This window comes from Desulforegula conservatrix Mb1Pa (assembly GCF_000426225.1).
GTDB lineage: Bacteria > Desulfobacterota > Desulfobacteria > Desulfobacterales > Desulforegulaceae > Desulforegula > Desulforegula conservatrix.
This window is the reverse complement of record NZ_AUEY01000020.1, coordinates 17,363-35,287: the sequence shown is the minus strand read 5'-3', so window position 1 is coordinate 35,287 and position 17,925 is coordinate 17,363. Positions and strand designations below refer to the sequence as shown.

The following is a 17,925-nucleotide window of genomic DNA, read 5'->3' as shown; positions in this document are numbered from 1 at the left end:
TGACCGGGTTGATAATATCAATAATATCAACATCATTAAAAACCTGTAAAAACTAACATAAGACCTGCGTTTTTTACAGCAAACTCTTGATAATTATTTGGCAGGTCATAATTTTTATTATAGTTCTGGTTAGAATGCTTTGAAATATTGAAGAGGAACTCTGATTTTAACCTGATTTGGAATGACAGATGACTGAAAAACGCGATTACTATGAAATCCTGGGTGCTTCCAAGAGCGCAGACGCGAATGAAATCAAATCTAAATACAGACAGCTCGCCATAAAATATCATCCGGACAAGAACCCGGATGACAAGGAAGCTGAAGACAGATTCAAAGAAGCGACAGAAGCATACGAGGTTCTGTCTGATCCCAAAAAACGCCAGATTTATGATCAGTATGGTCATTCCGGACTTGAGGGAAGCGGTTTTTCAGGAGCGTCAAATTTTGAAGACGTTTTTTCAGGTTTTGGCGATATTTTTGAAGATATATTCGGCTTCAGCGGAGGCGGCGGAAGGCGCGGCAAGGCCAGGGCAAGAAAAGGCGCGGATCTCAAATATGAAATCACCCTTGAGTTTTCTGAAGCCATTTTTGGCACAGAGAAAGAAATGGACATTGAAAAAGCAGTAACATGTCCAACATGCGCCGGAACAGGAGCCGAACCAGGAACATCCGCAGAAAGATGTCAGCATTGCAAGGGAACAGGCCAGTATTCCCAGAGCCAGGGCTTCTTCACAGTCCGCACCACCTGTCCATACTGTAGGGGCGCTGGCCAGACAATCAAATCTCCGTGCTCGACATGCCGTGGAAGAGCCCAGATTACCCAGAAAAAAACAGTATCCCTCAAAGTGCCTGCCGGAGTTGATAACGGCTCAAGGCTAAGGCTTACCGGCGAAGGCGAATCAAGCCCCAATGGGGGACCTCCTGGCGATCTGTATGTATTCTTGAAAGTCAAGCCCCATGAATTTTTCCACAGACAGGAAAACGACCTGATCTGTGTAATGGAAATATCTTTTGTGCAGGCAGCCTTGGGTGATAAAATCACAGTTCCCACAATTGATGGTGAAGAAACCCTTAAGATTCCCAAAGGCACGCAGTACGGAGAATCTTTCAAATTCAAGGGCAAGGGAGCTCCGTCACTCAGAACAGGCTACAGGGGTGACCAGATCATTAAAATTGACATAAAAACTCCTGTCAATATGAGTAAAAAACAGGAGGAACTACTTAAGCAATTTGACAGCCTTGCCGAAGAATCATTCACGAACAAACTGAAAAATTTCCTAGGATTATAAATATATGTCTTTTTTTGAATTAAAAGTAACAGGAAGCTTTGCAGCTGCCCACAAACTCCAGATGGTGGCAAAAAAATGCGAGAATCTTCACGGCCATAACTGGAAGGTTGAGGCATGCGTAAAAGGCAGTGGTCTGAGCAACGCCGGAGTTCTCATAGATTTCGGCATTCTTAAAAAATATCTCAGGGCAATTCTTGAGGAACTTGACCATAAATATCTCAATGAACTGACTCCTTTTCTTGAAAACAATTCTTCATCAGAGAGAATCTGCATATACATTGCTGAAGAGCTTCAGAAAAGGATTGAGGAGCCGGGTGTTAAGGTTTCAAGAATAACTGTGTGGGAATCCGATGATGCCTGCGCCACTTATTTTACAGAAACATAACGCAACGTATCAATAAGATACATCATAAAGCAAGCCACAAGCTAAAAAACACTTGTTTTTATTTAATTAAAACCCAGAGAAGCCTTTTATAAAAAAATTGTGCGACACAACAATTCACCCTTGACAAAGACCATGTGTGTTTTAACTTATGTTCAAGTTAAGAGATTGACAACCACAACAATAAAAACAATGGAGGCAGACTATGGAACCTTTAAAATATATGAAGCAAATAGTTAATTATAACAGAACCGCCCATGAAAATCTTTATGGTGCATATTCAAGATTCACTGAAGAAACTGAAAAAGCGGCTCTTGGCATTGTCGAAAAAATGGGTTTTGCTTTCGGCGGAAACAATGAAGTTTTCCATGAAGTGTCAAATCTGCTTAAAAAAGGCAGGGAAAACTACAAAAAGGCCGTAGATGAAGGATTTGTCAAGGTTGAATCTTATATCAAAGCCGTATAAATAATCAGTTCATAAAAAAGCCCGGGAAATCATCCCGGGCTTTTTTTATTCTGCAATAAGCTTTTCCTCAAAATCAGGAAAGCCTGCTTTTAAAATCCTCGTAGCCGAACGTTCTGACAATTTCCAGTTCATCCTTTTCTGGTCTGAAAATAGCTATGGAAGGCAGCTTTATTCCGTTAAAGGTATTTGTCTTGACCATGGAATAATGTCCCATATCCAGAAACATCAGCTTTGAGCCAATCTCAAGCGGCTCGTCAAATGAATACTCACCGATTATGTCTCCGGCAAGGCATGATAGCCCGCCCAGCCTGTAGTCGTATTTCTTTTCCTTGATCTCTCCTGCTCCGACTATTCTTGGCCTGTATGGCATCTCAAGGACGTCAGGCATATGACAGGCGGCAGAAGTGTCGAGTATGGCTATGTCCGTGTCGCTGCCTTTAATAACATCAAGAACAGTCGCTACAAGCGCCCCAGTGTCAAGCGCGACAGCTTCTCCAGGCTCCAGATAGACCTGAACTCCATATCTGGACTGGACTCGCTCAATCAGAGAGCAGAGCCTGTCCACGTCATAGTCAGGTCTTGTTATGTGATGGCCTCCGCCAAAATTGACCCATTTCATGCCTTTGAGAAACTTGCCGAACTTTTCCTCAAAAGCATCAAGAACCATTTCAAGATCAGTGGAATTCTGCTCGCATAAAGCATGAAAATGAAGACCATCTATTCCATCGAGGGAATCAGGCTCAAATTCAGAAAATCTCACACCAAGCCTGCTTCCCTTGGCGCAAGGGTCATATATCTCAGTATGGCCAACGGATTTTTCAGGATTGACCCTGATTCCGCAGCTTATATGCCGCCCGCAGGACTCTACGATCGGCCTGAAACGCTTCCATTGGTTAAATGAATTAAAAACCATGTGATCTGCGAGGGTCACAAGCTCTCTTACGTCGGATTCGCTGAAAGCAGCTGCATAAGCATGAACCTCGCCGCCAAATTCTTCCCTGCCAAGTCTCGCCTCATGCGGAGAACTTGAGCATGTTCCTTGCAATACCTTGTTTATTACAGGAAAAAGGCTGAACATGGCAAAGCCCTTGAGCGCAAGCAGAATACTGCAGCCTGTTCTGGCCCTGACAGCAGCCAGAGCCTCGAGATTGCGCCTGATCAGGCTTTCATCAACAACAAAACATGGAGTTTGAACCCTTTTAGGGTCAAGTCCTACAGGAATACTTCTGTCCATGGTAATCCGTGTATATTAAGTTTTTCCATGTATGGATCAGGATCCATCTGTTCCATGTTGAATACGCCTTTGCCGCGCCATTTGCCTGTCAGCATCATCATGCCGCCTATCATGGCAGGAACGCCGGTTGTGTATGAGATGGCCTGGGAACCGACTTCCTCGTAGCATTTTGCATGATCGCAGATGTTGTAAATAAAATATGTTTTTTCTTTTCCGTCTTTCACGCCTTTAATGAGGCAACCGATGCACGTCCTGCCTTTTGTGAGCGGCCCAAGTGATCCTGGATCAGGAAGAAGAGCCTTCAGAAACTGGAGCGGAATTATTTCCTGACCATTGTAATTTACAGGATCTATTCTGGTCATTCCTACATTCTGAAGAACCTCAAGATGCTTGAGATAGTTATCGGAAAAGGTCATCCAGAATCTCGCCCTTTTGATGCTTGGAAAAAATTTAACCAGAGACTCAAGTTCTTCATGATAAAGGAGATAAATCTTTTTGGGGCCTATGCCTTCAGGAAAATCATAGGTGTCTGAAATGGACATCGGATCGATCTCTATCCAGTTACCGTCTTCATAATACTTACCCTTGGCCGTGACTTCCCTGATGTTTATTTCAGGATTGAAGTTTGTGGCAAATGGCTGACCATGATCTCCTGCATTGCAGTCAATGATGTCCAGTTCATGGATTTCGTCAAAATGATGTTTTGCCGCATACGCAGTGAACACATTGGTTACTCCAGGATCAAATCCGCTTCCAAGGAGAGCCATTATGCCTTTTTCTTTGAATCTTTCCTGGTATTCCCATTGCCATCTGTAGCAGAATTTTGCCTCGTCCGGCGGCTCGTAATTGGCTGTATCAAGATAATCAACGCCTGTTTCAAGACATGCGTCCATAATGGCAAGATCCTGATAAGGAAGAGCCACGTTTATCACAAGATCCGGCTTAAAGCTTTTTATAAGCGCAACTGTTTCAGCCACATTGTCCGCATCAAGCTTTTCCGTTCTTATCGGGCGCTTGAGCTGGGCCGCAATTTTTTCACATTTTGATACCGTTCTGCTCGCAAGGCAGATTTCGGTGAAAACCTCAGGGACCTGGGCGCATTTGTGCGTTACGACCTGACCAACGCCTCCTGCACCAATTATAAGCACGCGGGACATGGCTCGCCTCCTAATTAGGTGTTATTCTGATGATGATTCCCAAGGAAATCAGCTAAATATTTTCACATAAAAAAACCACCCTACCCGGCTTATTGACAAAAGGCAATAAAAGCTGCCGGATGTGGCGGCATTTTCAGTCGACTACCGAACGTAGATGACCGTAATTTACTATTGTTTTTCAGGTGATAAACATTAATTTGTTTTTTATGTCAAGTGGTGTGTGTTAGTTCTTAATAACAATCCATCAATGAAAACTATCCGGTTCTAAGATGCTTAACGATATGGCCAAGTTCAGGGAAAATCAGCTCCATGCAGGCCAGCTTGCATGCATTAAGGCTTCCAGGAATGCAGAAGACGACTGTGTCATCAATTATTCCGGCTGTTGACCTTGAAAGGATAGCGGATGATTCTATCTCACTGAAACTCAGCTGGGCGTAGATCGGGCCGAAAGAAGTCAGTTCCTTTCTGAAAAGAGGCTTGATGGCCTCAATTGTCACGTCCGCATCAGCAATTCCCGTACCGCCCGAAACGATGATGGCGTCAGGGGTTATATCATTCAGAATGCCAAGAACCGCCTGCTTGATCTGATAAACATCATCCGGCACGATTCTGTAGGCTGTAAGCAGATGACCTTCCTTTTTATTGGCCTTGATCATCCATTTGCCGCTTGTGTCCGTCTCCTTGGTTCTTGTAGTGGAAACAGTCAAAATAGCCGTTTTCACCCGCTCAGGCGCTGATTTTTTATGCTGGAAGAAGCTCATTTCACTACTACCCTGTCTTCGCCGTCATGTTCTGTGAGCATCACGTTTACAGTCTCTGTCTGCAGGGTATCTATGAATCTGCCGACATAATTGGCTTCTATGGGGAGCTCTCTGTGCCCCCTGTCAATCAGCACAGCCAACTCGATTTTGCCCGGTCTTCCGAAATCCATGAGAGCGTCCATTGCCGCCCTGACAGTTCTGCCAGTAAAAAGAACGTCATCAACAAGAATAATTTTTCTGCCTTCAACGAAAAAATTGATTTCTGTGGGTTTTACAACAGGGCTATGGCCTATCTGGGTCCAGTCATCCCTGTACAGATTAATGTCAAGCTCACCAATCAAAGGGCTTTCGCCTTCTATTTCCTTTATTTTGGCTTTCAGACGCTTTGCAAGATAAACCCCGCGGGTCTGTATTCCAACAAGGGCAAGATTTTTTACACCCTTGTGGATTTCCATGATTTCATATGCCATTCTGGTAAGGACTCTGTTTATATCGTCCGCTGACAAAGCTGTTTTTTCAGTAGTCATATTTTCACCATTTATTTTTTTGGAAGCTGGTGGCAGGATCATAATATTGATAAAACGGTTTTCGACAACCATTCAGGTGCAGACTTGATTTTACATATTATTTCTCTTATGGCAATTTAAAAAGCCAACATTTAAAAAGCCCGTACTGATGCCGCCTGATCAGGCAGCGAAACCCGGAGACAAAATGAATTACAGATTTTCAGGAATTATTCTGGCAGGAGGAAATGCTTTGAGGCTGGGAGGTCAGGAAAAAGCTTTCCTTGAAGTCGGCGGGCAGCAGATGATTGAAAGACTTCTGGATGTATACAGAGAGTTCTTCGACGACATCGTGATTGTTACAAACACGCCAGCACAGTTTATTCACATTGATGCGACCATAGTTCCTGATATTATCGGAAAACGCAGCTCAATGACAGGATTGCACTCAGGGCTTTTTTTTGCCAGAAACGACATGGCCTTCGTGTCTGCATGTGATTCTCCTTTTCTTCAAAAATCCATGATAAAGCTTGTCTTGTCCAATATGAAGCCGCATTATGATGCTGTGATGCCTATGCATGGGAATGGTTTTTACGAGCCTTTGTGCGCGGCTTATTCAAGAAAACTGGTCAAGGTTTTTGAAAAAAGTCTTTCAAATGATATTTTCACCATTAGAGACGCCCTTGCAGAAAGAAGGCTGATACCGATTTCCGAAGAGAAGCTGAGAAAAGCCGATCCTGAGCTGGTCTCGTTTTTCAATGTCAATACGGCCGAAGATCTTGAAACGGCTAATAATCTACTCAAACAAATAACAGGTCAAACAAAATAGATAACAGGAAAAAGCCATGAAATTAGATGATTTCATTTCAGAATTCAAAAAAAATCCTGAACTTGCAAAAGCGGGCATGATTCTTTTCCATAACGGCATAGTAAGGGAAACGTCAAGGGATGGAAGAAAAGTTACAGGGCTTAGTGTAAAAGCGGACATTCCTCTCCTTGATTCCATTCTTGAAAAATACAGGCAAAAGCCCGGCATAGTCGATGTAAGGGCAGTGATAAATTCAGGAGTGGAACTTAAAATAGGTGACGATGTCATGTATCTTGGTGTTGCAGGTGATATAAGGGAAAATGTAATAAAGACCCTCGAAGACTGCCTGAACGAGATTAAGTCTGCTGTGACGAGCAAGACAGAATTTTTTGAAAAATAGCTTAATAGCAAGGAATAATATGTCATCTTTAACTCACATAGATTCAGAAGGCACAGCCAGGATGGTTGATGTCACTGAAAAAAAACAGACTGACAGGAGAGCTCTTGCAAAGGGACGTATTTCAATGTCCGAAGAAGCTTTCAAAGCAGTGATGCAGAATAAAATCGTCAAGGGCAATGTGCTTGAAACCGCAAGAATTGCAGGAATTATGGCAGCAAAGCGCACGTCTGAAATAATTCCGCTTTGTCATCCACTCATGCTCACCCATATCCAGGTGGACTTCACGCCTGATGAAACAAACCTAAGCCTTGAGATTTTCGCTTCTGTGCGTACTCCGGGGCAGACAGGCGTTGAAATGGAAGCTTTGACAGCGGTCAGTGCGGCAGCTCTCACAATTTATGATATGTGCAAGGCCATAGACAAATCCATGATCATCTCTGGCATCATGCTCGTTGAAAAAAGCGGGGGCAAGAGCGGGGATTTCAAGAGATCATGAATCTTCAGAATGATGCTCTGTTACTGGGTGTAATCCTTGGATTTGCCGGATTCATCATAGGCCTGGTTGCCGGAAGGATTTCAGGAAGAAATTCGGCCCAGAGGATATTATCCGTCGATATTGCAGATGCAAGGTCAGCCCTGGCTGTCTCTGAATCTGCCCTTTCCATGAAATCAGCTGAAAACGTAGCTCTGTCAGAAAAAATAGAGGAAATAAGACAGAAATATCATGAAACGGCCCAGTCTCTCGCAAAAACAACAGCTGAAATAGAGGCCGCAGGCAGACAGAACGAAATCATGATGGCAGACCGGGATCGCCTGTCCAATTCTTTCAAGACTTTATCAGCTGAAATTTTCAGGGAAACAAGCAAAAGCTTCATGGATATGGCTGGCCAGACCCTTTCCAGATATTTCGATTCCGCAAAGGTAGAGCTGGACAAGAGGGACAAGGCCGTCGAAGGCATGATTCAGCCCGTGAAAGAGGCTCTTGACAGATTTGACTCTTCAGGAAAGGCGCTTGAAACTGAAAGATCCAAGGCTTATGGCAGTCTTTCCGAACAGGTGACTTCACTTGCGAAGGGGCAGCAGACACTTGAAAAAGAAACGGCAAAACTTGTAAAAGCTCTCAGGCAGCCCCATGTTCGCGGAAGATGGGGAGAAATGACCCTGAAGCGAGCAGCTGAAATGGCTGGCATGGCAGAACACTGTGATTTTGTGGAGCAGATTTCTGGTGGTGGAGAAGACGGCAGGTTAAGGCCTGATATGCTCATACGGCTTCCCGGAGGCAGAAACATAGTGGTCGATGCCAAGACACCGATTGCCGCATACATAGACGCTGTTGAAGCTGAGAATGACCAAGAAAAGGCCGCTTTTTTAAAAGACCATGCCCGTCAGGTTTCCACCCATGTTTTGAAGCTTTCCCAGAAGAATTACTGGAAACAGTTTTCACCTTCTCCTGAATTTGTGGTTTTATTCATTCCTGGAGAAAATTTTTTCAGTGCAGCCCTGACTGAGCAGCCTGATTTAATGGAAACAGCTTCAGAAAAAGGCGTAGTTCTGGCAACTCCGTCGACTCTCATATCCCTTCTTAAAACCGTATCCTATGCTTGGCGCGAAGATTCCGTGGCAAGGAGCGCTAAAACTGTAATGGAAATGGGAAGAGAGCTTTGCGAACGAATCCAGTCCGTTGCCATACATGTAAACAGGCTTGGTAAAGATATAGAAAAATGCGCTGACACCTACAATCAGGCTGTAGGTTCCCTTGAAAGAAGGGTGTTTGTGACTGCCAGAAAATTTCAGAGCCTTGGGCTATCTTCAGTTGATATGAAGGATGAGAGTCAAAAAATAGATGTAAAGGCAAGGATGCTGGATGAGCAACCTTCAGAATAGCATTACAATTCCTAAATCATATTCCAAAGTCATGGCTTATCCTTAGTGCATGTAAGGCACATGATTTTTGAAATATTAGCCGGACATGATCAAATATAAATCCAAATTCAAAAATTAAAAAACCTGACGAAGGCACAATTCCAATTATTGTACTTTCTAAAATATAAAGTCATTTCGATTATTTCAAGAATCTGCTTTGCTCGGTTTTCCAACCTTATTTCTCTGCTCATTTAGGGTCTTTACTTCATAAGCAGTTGTAATCTTATCAATGATTACATCTATGGGAGCCGGTTTCATGATGAAGTCGTGGGCATCTTTCTTCATTGCAGTCATAGCTTCGCTGAGAGATCCGTGGGCTGTAAGCATTACCACTTCTATTCCAGGTTTCAGCGCCTTGATCTTTCCAAGGGCTTCTATGCCTTCCATACCAGGCATTTTTATATCAAGAACAATGACATCAACATCTTTTTCAGTGATTATGCCAATGGCCTCGATGCCAGAATAGGCTATTTGCACGTCATATCCACGCAATTCGAGTCTCTGGGCCAGCGCGTCTATAAATTCCTTTTCATCATCCACCAAAAGCACTTTAATTCCCATGCGAACCTCCATTTAATTGCTGTGTGCTCAAATAGCCCCGCCCTTACAGGCAGATTACCTGCCTGTAAGGGCAAAATCCGGGTCAAAACGAAAACGTTCCTACGCCTTTTTTTCCTTGTTCAGACGAACCTTGGCATACGCATCCTTCATGGTCTGGGTCAGGATGTCAATATCAGCCGGTTTCTGAAGATAGGCAAACGCACCCATTTCAAGACATTTCTTCTTGTCGTCTTCGTTACCGTGTCCGGTGAGTATGATGACTTCAATATCAGGATGATTCTGCTTGACCTGTCTGAGGGTTTCAAAACCATCGATTCCAGGCATTTTAAGGTCAAGAACCATGACCTCGAAATCCTCGCTGTCAGCAAATTCAAGGGCTTCCTGACCATTGTAGACAACATGGGCTCCAACATCACGCATATGAAGTCTTTCGGAAAGGGTCTGAACAAAATCACGTTCGTCATCCACAAGGAGAACCTTGTATGAAAGCTCAAAATCGAATTTTCTGTATATGTCGGCCTTGTAGTAGTTCTTTCCGATTTTTGTGGTTACGGACTGTACCCCTGGCACAGACTTGGCAATGCTTTTAAGTTCATCTTCAAGGTGCGAAAGAAGAATGACTTTCTTGTCAATGATTATGGTTACATTGTCCTTGTCGGCGTCAACGGTTACGCAGTGACCCTTGCCAGTCAGTTCTTTTTCAACATAGGCCGCAAGTATGAAGTCATTGACCCTCTGAAGAGAATCCTGGGTTTCCTTTACAGCAGGATTTCCAATATTATCAATGATCAGACGCGCTGCTGCATCCACTTCCATCTTGTCCGCAGGAATGACTATATCGTAAAGAGCCGGACTCCAGGGTTCTTTCTGAAAAAGATACTGCGTCCAGTTGAAGATTTTTTCATCTCCGGAATGAATTTTTTTCAGGGCTTCCTTTTCGGTCAGGCCCCTTGCTTTTCCTGTCTCAACCCTGTGGCGGGTATCTGAAATGCTTAAAACCCTGAGTACATGACGGATATTTTCAGGAATCAGCATCCCGAGGTATCCGAAAAAAATGCTGTTTGGCTCATCTTTAAGTTTTTCTGCCACAATTGTTTTAAGATGGGCGATGGCTCTTTCTTTTTCATGGGTAAAAGAGTTGAAAACAAAGGCTTTGCCAGAAACTGCCCTTTCAAGAGTCTCCTTTTTCAGGGAATACCTCGAAGCTGTTTTTTCGTAGATGTCTTTATCCAGAATAAGCTTCAAGCCTGTTTCCTTGGAAACTATTTCTGCGATTGCGTGGCCATTGGTGAATACTCCGCTATGCATGGATATGGCAGTCATGGGGTCTCCTGTTATAAGATTTTTCCTGTGTCTATTTTTAATTAATTGATATTTTCAGCAGTAACGCTGCTTTTATTTCATTTTCATATATTTAAAAGACTTTGCTCTTAATTGGCAAGGCCGCAAAAAATCCGGTTTCCGTTATCCCGGCGGGCCTGTCCCTTTAAAAACCTTATGCCGGATCAAGTCTGCATGGCATTTTGCCTTTTTGCGAGTCCGTCTTTATTGAATCTGGTCGAAACAGAGAATTATCCCTTCTTCTGAAGCACTCACTTCTGCGGCCATCTGCTCCGCAACCTCAGCAACATCCTGATATGAAGGATGGGATACAAGCCTGTCCTTAAGTAAGGTTCCCGGATCTTCGAAGGCAAAATTTATTTTTAGCTTTCTGCTTGAGCCTGAATCATTAATTCCGCTGGAAATACGAATCACGGACCCATTTTCCGCGGAGTCCATCAGTATACCAATGACTATCTGAATGATTTTATGAAATAAGACCGGAGAAAGAACAGCCTCCATCGATTCCGGCTTGTCAGCCACCTCTATTTTTATGCCCAGCCTCGAAGCTTTCCTGTTATTTAGACGGGCTATCATTTTTACAGCTTCAGAGACTTTTACCGTTTTTGTGTCATGATCAGGGATATGGGCAAAAGCGTTAAGATCAGAAGTGACCTGGGCCCCTTTCTTAACGGTTTCTTTAATCGAAGATATTGATTTCTTAATCTTTTCCTCAAAAGGGATAATCATGCCCTGCTTTTCAGCCATCATGAATAAATCTTCGATTAGCCCTGCATTTTCCTTTATTACAGAAAGGACATTATTGATTTCATGCGTCGCTCCTGCTGTAATATTTCCGAAAAAACGAAGTTGTCGATTTGTATTTTCCATAAATTATCCTGCAAGGGCCTCATATATTTTTTCAATAAGTTCATTTATAGCGAGCGGCTTTATAAGATAATCAAAAGCGCCCAGACTCATCCCTTCCATGCCTTCTTTTGTAGAACCATGGCCGGTAAGTAAAATCACGGGCAGATCGGGCCTCATGGCCTTGATTCTTTTAAGCGCGGCAAGCCCTCCCATGCCCGGCATCATGAGGTCAACAACAGCAACGCCCCATTCTTCCTCTTCTATTTTAACCAGCGCGCTTTCTCCGTCAGGAGCCGTGTCCGACTCAAAGCCCCTTAAGGTAAGGCGCTCTGCGAGGGTGGATGAAAACTCCGCCTCATCATCCACAAGAAGAATTTTTTTTGGTCTCATTGCTCCTCCTCTGTAATTAGTGGTTCCTTGGGGAGAATTATGGTAAAGGCGGAACCTTCGTTTTCTTTACTTTCAACACTGATTTCACCGCCAAGCTTTTTGATTATTCCATAGGTTATGGATAATCCAAGCCCGGTGCCGAGCTCCTTTTTTGTGGAAAAGAAAGGATCAAAAATTCTTTTCTGGGTTTCCGCATTCATTCCGCATCCATTATCTTTTATTGTGATACTTGCACCGCCGTCTTCTTCAGACCGGGTCTCTATTGATATTACTCCATGATCAGTCACAGCGTTTATGGCGTTTGTGAGTATGTTCAGAAAAACCTGCTGAAGCTGGCCGTGATCAGAAGAAATAAGATGAATTGGCTGTTTGAGTTCCAGCTGAAGATCAATTTTCCTGTAAAGGGTTTCCCTCTCCACAAAACCAATGACCTCCTTGATGACTTCGTTTATGTCCAGCAACTCTATCTTCACATCGATTCTCTTTGCAAAGCCGAGAAGTCTGTGCGTTATGCTTCTGCATCTTTCAACAGATTTGGTTATGGCGCTTGTAAGATCCATGAATTTGGTCTTGTTTTTAAATTCTGGCTCAAACTCCATAAGATCGCCCATTAGTCCGGCTTTTTCATTTATAATGGCAAGAGGATTGTTTATTTCATGGGCCACTCCTGCCGCAAGCCTGCCTATTGATGACAGTTTCTGGGAATGCTGGAGCTCCCTGAATGCGCTTTCCCTTTTTGAGTCGGCAACCTGAACCTGATGAATAAGTATCTTTGAAATTTTGAAAATAGTTATGACAATCAGAAACGCGCTTACAAGAAAAACTATCAGCATATCGACCTTAAGACTATGCCACTCCTTGTAAAGGCTCTTTCTGGGCACAACAGTCACAAGTGTAAAATCTGTGTTTTTAACTCTTGTAAAAGCCACAATCGAGTCTTCACCTGATGAAGACACGCCTTCAATTGTCTGGGTTTTGTCCGTGGACTGGGGCAGGTTTATGGTGCATTTTTCGAGTATCTTGCCATGAGAGAGGGATTTCGTCTGGATTATACCATCGCTGTTTACAAGAAATGCGTCACTTCTGGAGTCAAGCCCCATTGACCTTACTATTTCATCAATGCTGCTGGTATCTATGGTCGCCCGTATTATCCATCCCTTGCCATTTTCATTTATGTGGTGGGTTGCAAGGACAATGTGGGGGAAAGCCCTGTAACCCATAAAAACATCGCTGATGTACTGGCCTTTAAGAATGGCCTTCTGAAATGAGGGCTGCTGCCCATAATCCTTGCCAAGAAGGGTGTATGGGCCAGCATAACTTATCATGGTTCCAGTATCATTAATAAGGCCAATATCAATGAATCCGCCAAGTTCTGTTCTGAGAACAGAAAAAATTCTGAGTATTTTCTGTGGATCTTCAAGTTCTTCATAAGAATAGGCAGATGAGATGAATCTTATTGTTGAAAGGCGTTCCTCAAGAAAAAGCTCTATGGAATGCCTTGTCTTGTCTTCAAGAACCTGAAGAGAGGCAAGAGATTCATTTTTTGAACTTTTATAATACTGCCAGGAGTTGACGACGAACATGAAAAACAAAGGCAGCACTGTGACTATGGATGTGATTACAACCATATTCATTCTCATTTTTTTGTACCTTGCTGCCGGTGATTTTTCCGAAGGCGGCTTGAACAGGTATAGCCATGAAGGTGTCTTGGCAAACTTGTACATTTATATTTTCCTTCTTCAGCGTTCTGTTTAATTCATCATTCTTGACAAGGTCGCAAAAAAGTCCAATTTTCGTCATTCCGGCCCATGCGGAATCCAGAACTATCTGAAAATACTGGATGCCGGATCAAATCAGGCATGACGCTGACGCCTTTTTTGACTTTTTGCGAGACCATCATTCTTAAAAAGAATGCCCCGGATTTTAATACCTGCTGCCATTATCCAGGAGCTTTCTGATCCTTATGTCTTATCCTTTCACCCGCACCGGAAGTGGCCTTATGGCTTGATATCCATGGTCGGGAAAAGCCCCTGAAACCGTCCTGTGAGATAGGGCTGTATGATGTTATAAGCTATTACCTGACCTGCCTGGGCATGACCTCTACTGCCACTCTGGCCGCTGAAATACGCTCCGTTTGCCTCAAGAATATGCTCAATTCTATGTGCAAAGGCTTCAACAAACTTTGCCCCGCTTCCCTCAAAGGTCATACGCCCTTTCCGTAAAATGCCTGAAACCCTTGAAACCATCTCAAGTTCTTTAATCTGTATGCTGTTTTCAGACAGATCCGACTTTGATTTTATTAGACCCCATACGATTGTGTTGGCCGGAATTTCAAGGGGGCCAGCAAGATCAATTATGGTATGGGGCATTACTATGCAGTTGTCGCCAATTTCAAGAGGAGTTACCTCAGATCCACGGATGAATGAATTAAATCCCACAAAAATTTTTTCTCCAAGATGGGAATTTATTATTTTTGCTCCATGGGCAGTGATGTCATTCTTTTCGAGTTTTGAATTCACTATGTAGGCATTTTCCTGGGCATTAGTTCCCGGGCCCATCCATGCATTATCAAGATAAGCCCTCTGGCAGATCAGAACATTCTCGCTTAGTCTTGTATCTCCCTTTACGACAGCATAACGGCTAAGGGCAGTATTCTGGGGCACAATTACAGGCTGGCCAATAGCAATGGTGTCAAATGCTGTCTGGAATTCCTTTTTGCGGGATTCGACAAAGTCCATGATTTCGCCCTCAGGCATTTTTCCAGGAACAGGACGGTTTATGTATTTTGCAAGAACATCACGCTCATGATTATAGATAAACTCATATCCACTGCCCTTTATCCATACCTTGCCGGGAAGAACCTCGCGATGGTAAAGCTCTCCTGTGTTAACGTAAGCAAACGCTCCTATCTTGCAGCTGTGCAGGGCTGTTTTATCAACAGTTGCAAAGGTTCCGAGGAAACACCCTTCCATTGGAGAGCCGTGGATATTGGCATAATGGGCAGAAATTGTGTTCTGTATCAAAAATTCTTCGAGATTTTCAGGGTCAAAAGAATGGCTGTGCACGAGGGTTTTTACAAGCAGACTGTCTCTTATTCTTATTGATTCGTCTTCATCTATTAGTATTTGATCTTCGCCCGATATAAAAACATCCCCCTTCCTCTTCAGCTCGTCTCCCCTTATGTCACACTTGTAGAGTACGGAATGATCTATCTGGCATTTGCCAAGAAAATAGCTTCCCCCGATATTTGATTTCTCAAAATTGAAATAAAGAGGGTGATCTCCTGTAACCCCATAGAAAGCATAGAATTTCATAAGCTGTTCAAGAGGCAAAACCTCTGCGTATGAATCGACCTTGAAGTTGAATTCCCTGAGATTTACATTAACTCGGGTTATTATCCTGCGTATGAGCTTTTCAAGTTCCAGCATCGACTATCCCCTATATCGAAAACATTATTTCCTATCAGGCTTTTTAAGGGCTGCCCGGTATTCCGAAAAAGCAGCCCATCGAATTATCTATCCGCTCCTGATCAGCAGGCCTGAGCAATGCATGAGCTGTCTTGCTTTTCAGGTATATAGCAGACAAGCGGGCACGACATTCTTTCGTCATCTGTAAGGTGTGTTTTTTCATAAACACACTGAACAGCTATTTCCTTGGTAGAATAAATATTACGTTCTCCGATTTTTTCTATGAGATGGGTTCTTTCAAGAACAGCCATAACAGCTTCCTTGACGCCTGCCAGGGAAATATCAATGCCTGCGGCCTTTGTACGGTCAATGATCATGGAAAGTGATTCTTCACCTGATGCATCTATGTCGTTGATACCGTCACAAACAAGAATAACATGCTTGAGGTTTGGCTTTTCAACCCTGATTTCATAAATCACATCATCAAGATAGCTGGCATTTGCAAAAAACAGAGTCCCGTCAAATCTTGTAACCGCAACCTTGTCGCACTCCTTGAGCCCATGCTTTTCAGCATGAACAAGGCGGTTGTCCGCACTCATTGCAAGAATAGCAACCCTTGGCTTCATAGATTTATATAGAAAAACACCCAGTGAAAGACCGACACCGACCATAATCCCTTTGTCAAGATGGGGAGCAAAAATCAGTGTGCAGACAAAGGAGATAAGCGTGATGATGCCGTCAGAGCGCTTTGCCTTCCAAGCATGCAGGAGACCATCAACGTTTATAAGACTTACAACCGCCATCATTATTATGGCAGCAAGAACTGACTGGGGCAGATTATAAAGAAGCGGGGTAAGGAAAAGCAGGGTAATAACAACTATGGATGAACTGATTACGCTTGAAAATCCGGTAACAGCACCGGATTGAAGGTTTACTGCCGATCTTGAGAAGGATCCTGAAGCAGGATAACTCTGACCAAATGAACCTATGATATTGGCGAGTCCCTGGCCTACCAGTTCCTGATTCGGATCAAGTTTCTGGCCTGTTTTGGCTGCAAGCGCCTTGGCAATTGAGATGGCCTCCATGAATCCGAGGAGGGAGATGATTACAGCATAAGGAAGAAGCTTGAGAAACATCTTCATGCTCATCTTGGGTATGGATAGCTCGGGCAGCTTTGGCGGTATTTCCCCAAGGATTGCGCCTGCACCCATGACCGTAACTTCCTGGTCTTTTATCTCACTGTTTCCAACCCTTACTCTCCAGGTGCGGCCATCTGTTTTGGCTCCTTCAGGAAGAGCATTTTTCAGAAAGAAAACTTTCCCAGCACCGTCTGCTTCAACACCTGTCAGAAGATATTCCCTTAGTTTTGCCCTTAATTCTCCGGATTTTTTCTTTGAAGATGAAATCTTGTTTTCTATGAGGGCAGCCTGATGATCCGCGTCTATCTCCCTGACTTTATCATGTTCAGCATGGGCTTTTTCCTTTTCGTCCATGACTGTGACTCTCTGGGTAGAGGCATCCTTTATTGCTTTAACTTCCATATTGAACGCCGCAATATCTTGAACAACCTCAGGAGATTTTATGCTGTCGAGGGCAATCTTTGCGTCCTTGTTGAATCCGGTTGCCCATGAAATGAGAGTGCAGACAACAACAGCCACAAGAACATTGGGTATCCTCGGATTTATTTTTTTCAGAACAGCCATGATCAAAATTGCGAGAATCCCGAGCGCGAGGGTCGGAATATGCAGATAGTGGTATGCAGCCGCAAATACCCTCATGATTGTTTCATAATGATGCTCGGCATTGTCAACATATACACCGAACATATTTCCAAGCTGGGATGTAGCGATGATTATGGCAGCAGCATTTGTGAAACCGTTTACAACAGGATGGGAAAGAAAATTTACTACTAGTCCTAATCTGAAAACACCCAATATTAGCTGGAAAATACCGACCGTAAGACTCAGCATGATGGCATAGGCGATGAATTCCTTACTCCCGGCTGTGGCAAGTGTTTCTAGGGAGGCAGCCGTCATAAGAGACACAACCGCAACCGGCCCTGTGGAAAGCTGTCTGCTAGACCCAAAAAGAGCGGCTATCATCGGAGGCAGAAAAGCGGCGTAAAGACCGTAATATGGCGGAAGACCCGCCAGCTTGGCATAAGCCATTGACTGAGGAATAAGAACAAGAGCAACAGTGATACCAGCAACAAGGTCAAGCTTGAATTTACTGGAATTGTAGCCCTCAAACCACGTGATAAAAGGAAAGATTTTTGCCAGCATACTAACTAATTTCCCATACCTATTTTTTTGGTAATTAAATGAGGACGCTTCAAAAAATCCACGTACCTCCCCCAAACCTAATATTTCGCCTGCCATTACAGCCCGGCGTTATTTTTGGTATAAGAAAGGCTAGTTAACCGATCCCCCCAGATCTTTGGTTAACTAGCCTGAC

18 protein-coding genes are annotated in these 17,925 nt (G+C 43.6%); 7 read left to right on the top strand and 11 right to left on the bottom strand.

The window, feature by feature from the left end; translation table 11 throughout:
• The first annotated feature begins 188 nt into the window (after positions 1–188).
• The 3 genes from dnaJ to K245_RS0109455 all read left to right on the top strand — a co-directional run bounded on the left by dnaJ (position 189) and on the right by K245_RS0109455 (position 2,137).
• Positions 189–1,289 (top strand): molecular chaperone DnaJ, encoded by a 1,101-nt coding sequence (dnaJ, locus tag K245_RS0109465; protein ID WP_027359097.1) that lies wholly within the window; start codon positions 189–191, stop codon positions 1,287–1,289.
• A gap of 4 nt (positions 1,290–1,293) precedes the next feature.
• Complete coding sequence (queD, locus tag K245_RS0109460; protein WP_027359096.1) at positions 1,294–1,674, top strand: 6-carboxytetrahydropterin synthase QueD; 381 nt, start codon at positions 1,294–1,296, stop codon at positions 1,672–1,674.
• 202 nt (positions 1,675–1,876) lie between these two features.
• Positions 1,877–2,137, top strand: coding sequence for a hypothetical protein (locus tag K245_RS0109455; protein WP_027359095.1), 261 nt, complete (start codon positions 1,877–1,879; stop codon positions 2,135–2,137).
• A gap of 73 nt (positions 2,138–2,210) precedes the next feature.
• Here the strand turns inward: K245_RS0109455 and nspC are convergent, their stop codons facing one another.
• From nspC to pyrR, 4 genes are all read right to left on the bottom strand, one after another.
• Entirely contained in the window at positions 2,211–3,371 is a 1,161-nt protein-coding gene (nspC, locus tag K245_RS0109450) for a carboxynorspermidine decarboxylase (protein WP_027359094.1), read from the bottom strand.
• Positions 3,350–4,528 carry a saccharopine dehydrogenase family protein gene (locus K245_RS0109445; RefSeq protein WP_027359093.1) on the bottom strand — a complete coding sequence of 393 codons (1,179 nt, stop codon included), beginning with the start codon at positions 4,526–4,528 and terminating at the stop codon, positions 3,350–3,352. Before K245_RS0109445 ends, nspC begins: the two co-directional genes overlap by 22 nt.
• Positions 4,529–4,782: 254 nt before the next feature.
• Complete coding sequence (locus K245_RS0109440; RefSeq protein ID WP_027359092.1) at positions 4,783–5,289, bottom strand: MogA/MoaB family molybdenum cofactor biosynthesis protein; 507 nt, start codon at positions 5,287–5,289, stop codon at positions 4,783–4,785.
• The gene (pyrR, locus tag K245_RS0109435) at positions 5,286–5,816 is read right to left on the bottom strand and encodes a bifunctional pyr operon transcriptional regulator/uracil phosphoribosyltransferase PyrR (RefSeq protein ID WP_027359091.1); all 531 of its coding nucleotides are present in this window, start codon (positions 5,814–5,816) and stop codon (positions 5,286–5,288) included. The genes K245_RS0109440 and pyrR overlap by 4 nt, the downstream gene beginning before the upstream one ends.
• Positions 5,817–6,000: 184 nt before the next feature.
• Between pyrR and mobA the strand changes: the two genes are divergently transcribed.
• Genes mobA through rmuC form a run of 4 tightly spaced genes read left to right on the top strand, consistent with a single transcriptional unit; the run spans position 6,001 to position 8,884 of the window.
• Positions 6,001–6,621 (top strand): molybdenum cofactor guanylyltransferase, encoded by a 621-nt coding sequence (gene mobA / locus K245_RS23810; protein WP_198013866.1) that lies wholly within the window; start codon positions 6,001–6,003, stop codon positions 6,619–6,621.
• Positions 6,622–6,637: 16 nt separating this feature from the next.
• Positions 6,638–7,000: a molybdenum cofactor biosynthesis protein MoaE gene (locus K245_RS0109425; RefSeq protein WP_027359090.1), complete on the top strand. Its 363-nt coding sequence runs from the start codon at positions 6,638–6,640 to the stop codon at positions 6,998–7,000.
• 19 nt (positions 7,001–7,019) lie between these two features.
• Positions 7,020–7,496, top strand: coding sequence for a cyclic pyranopterin monophosphate synthase MoaC (gene moaC, locus K245_RS0109420; protein ID WP_027359089.1), 477 nt, complete (start codon positions 7,020–7,022; stop codon positions 7,494–7,496).
• Positions 7,493–8,884: a DNA recombination protein RmuC gene (rmuC, locus tag K245_RS23805; RefSeq protein WP_051284013.1), complete on the top strand. Its 1,392-nt coding sequence runs from the start codon at positions 7,493–7,495 to the stop codon at positions 8,882–8,884. The genes moaC and rmuC overlap by 4 nt, the downstream gene beginning before the upstream one ends.
• A 183-nt stretch (positions 8,885–9,067) precedes the next feature.
• Here the strand turns inward: rmuC and K245_RS0109410 are convergent, their stop codons facing one another.
• From K245_RS0109410 to K245_RS0109380, 7 genes are all read right to left on the bottom strand, one after another.
• Positions 9,068–9,484, bottom strand: a complete 417-nt coding sequence (locus K245_RS0109410) for a response regulator (RefSeq protein ID WP_027359088.1) — start codon at positions 9,482–9,484, stop codon at positions 9,068–9,070.
• Between the two features lie 99 nt (positions 9,485–9,583).
• Positions 9,584–10,807 (bottom strand): response regulator, encoded by a 1,224-nt coding sequence (locus K245_RS0109405; protein ID WP_027359087.1) that lies wholly within the window; start codon positions 10,805–10,807, stop codon positions 9,584–9,586.
• 222 nt (positions 10,808–11,029) lie between these two features.
• Positions 11,030–11,695, bottom strand: coding sequence for a sensor histidine kinase (locus tag K245_RS26530; protein WP_027359086.1), 666 nt, complete (start codon positions 11,693–11,695; stop codon positions 11,030–11,032).
• A 3-nt stretch (positions 11,696–11,698) separates the two neighbouring features.
• Positions 11,699–12,064, bottom strand: coding sequence for a response regulator (locus tag K245_RS0109395; protein ID WP_027359085.1), 366 nt, complete (start codon positions 12,062–12,064; stop codon positions 11,699–11,701).
• Positions 12,061–13,788, bottom strand: a complete 1,728-nt coding sequence (locus K245_RS0109390) for a sensor histidine kinase (protein WP_027359084.1) — start codon at positions 13,786–13,788, stop codon at positions 12,061–12,063. The genes K245_RS0109395 and K245_RS0109390 overlap by 4 nt, the downstream gene beginning before the upstream one ends.
• A gap of 273 nt (positions 13,789–14,061) precedes the next feature.
• Positions 14,062–15,492 carry a transferase gene (locus tag K245_RS0109385; RefSeq protein ID WP_027359083.1) on the bottom strand — a complete coding sequence of 477 codons (1,431 nt, stop codon included), beginning with the start codon at positions 15,490–15,492 and terminating at the stop codon, positions 14,062–14,064.
• 101 nt (positions 15,493–15,593) lie between these two features.
• On the bottom strand, positions 15,594–17,753 hold the full coding sequence (locus K245_RS0109380) for a SulP family inorganic anion transporter (protein WP_027359082.1): 2,160 nt from the start codon (positions 17,751–17,753) through the stop codon (positions 15,594–15,596).
• Positions 17,754–17,925 lie beyond the last annotated feature (172 nt).

Coding starts and splice junctions, on each gene's coding strand:
- dnaJ (WP_027359097.1), top strand. CDS start 189: ATGACTGAAAAACGCGATTACTATGAAATCCTGGGTGCTTCCAAGAGC.
- queD (WP_027359096.1), top strand. CDS start 1,294: ATGTCTTTTTTTGAATTAAAAGTAACAGGAAGCTTTGCAGCTGCCCAC.
- K245_RS0109455 (WP_027359095.1), top strand. CDS start 1,877: ATGGAACCTTTAAAATATATGAAGCAAATAGTTAATTATAACAGAACC.
- nspC (WP_027359094.1), bottom strand. CDS start 3,371: ATGGACAGAAGTATTCCTGTAGGACTTGACCCTAAAAGGGTTCAAACT.
- K245_RS0109445 (WP_027359093.1), bottom strand. CDS start 4,528: ATGTCCCGCGTGCTTATAATTGGTGCAGGAGGCGTTGGTCAGGTCGTA.
- K245_RS0109440 (WP_027359092.1), bottom strand. CDS start 5,289: ATGAGCTTCTTCCAGCATAAAAAATCAGCGCCTGAGCGGGTGAAAACG.
- pyrR (WP_027359091.1), bottom strand. CDS start 5,816: ATGACTACTGAAAAAACAGCTTTGTCAGCGGACGATATAAACAGAGTC.
- mobA (WP_198013866.1), top strand. CDS start 6,001: ATGAATTACAGATTTTCAGGAATTATTCTGGCAGGAGGAAATGCTTTG.
- K245_RS0109425 (WP_027359090.1), top strand. CDS start 6,638: ATGAAATTAGATGATTTCATTTCAGAATTCAAAAAAAATCCTGAACTT.
- moaC (WP_027359089.1), top strand. CDS start 7,020: ATGTCATCTTTAACTCACATAGATTCAGAAGGCACAGCCAGGATGGTT.
- rmuC (WP_051284013.1), top strand. CDS start 7,493: ATGAATCTTCAGAATGATGCTCTGTTACTGGGTGTAATCCTTGGATTT.
- K245_RS0109410 (WP_027359088.1), bottom strand. CDS start 9,484: ATGGGAATTAAAGTGCTTTTGGTGGATGATGAAAAGGAATTTATAGAC.
- K245_RS0109405 (WP_027359087.1), bottom strand. CDS start 10,807: ATGACTGCCATATCCATGCATAGCGGAGTATTCACCAATGGCCACGCA.
- K245_RS26530 (WP_027359086.1), bottom strand. CDS start 11,695: ATGGAAAATACAAATCGACAACTTCGTTTTTTCGGAAATATTACAGCA.
- K245_RS0109395 (WP_027359085.1), bottom strand. CDS start 12,064: ATGAGACCAAAAAAAATTCTTCTTGTGGATGATGAGGCGGAGTTTTCA.
- K245_RS0109390 (WP_027359084.1), bottom strand. CDS start 13,788: ATGTACAAGTTTGCCAAGACACCTTCATGGCTATACCTGTTCAAGCCG.
- K245_RS0109385 (WP_027359083.1), bottom strand. CDS start 15,492: ATGCTGGAACTTGAAAAGCTCATACGCAGGATAATAACCCGAGTTAAT.
- K245_RS0109380 (WP_027359082.1), bottom strand. CDS start 17,753: ATGCTGGCAAAAATCTTTCCTTTTATCACGTGGTTTGAGGGCTACAAT.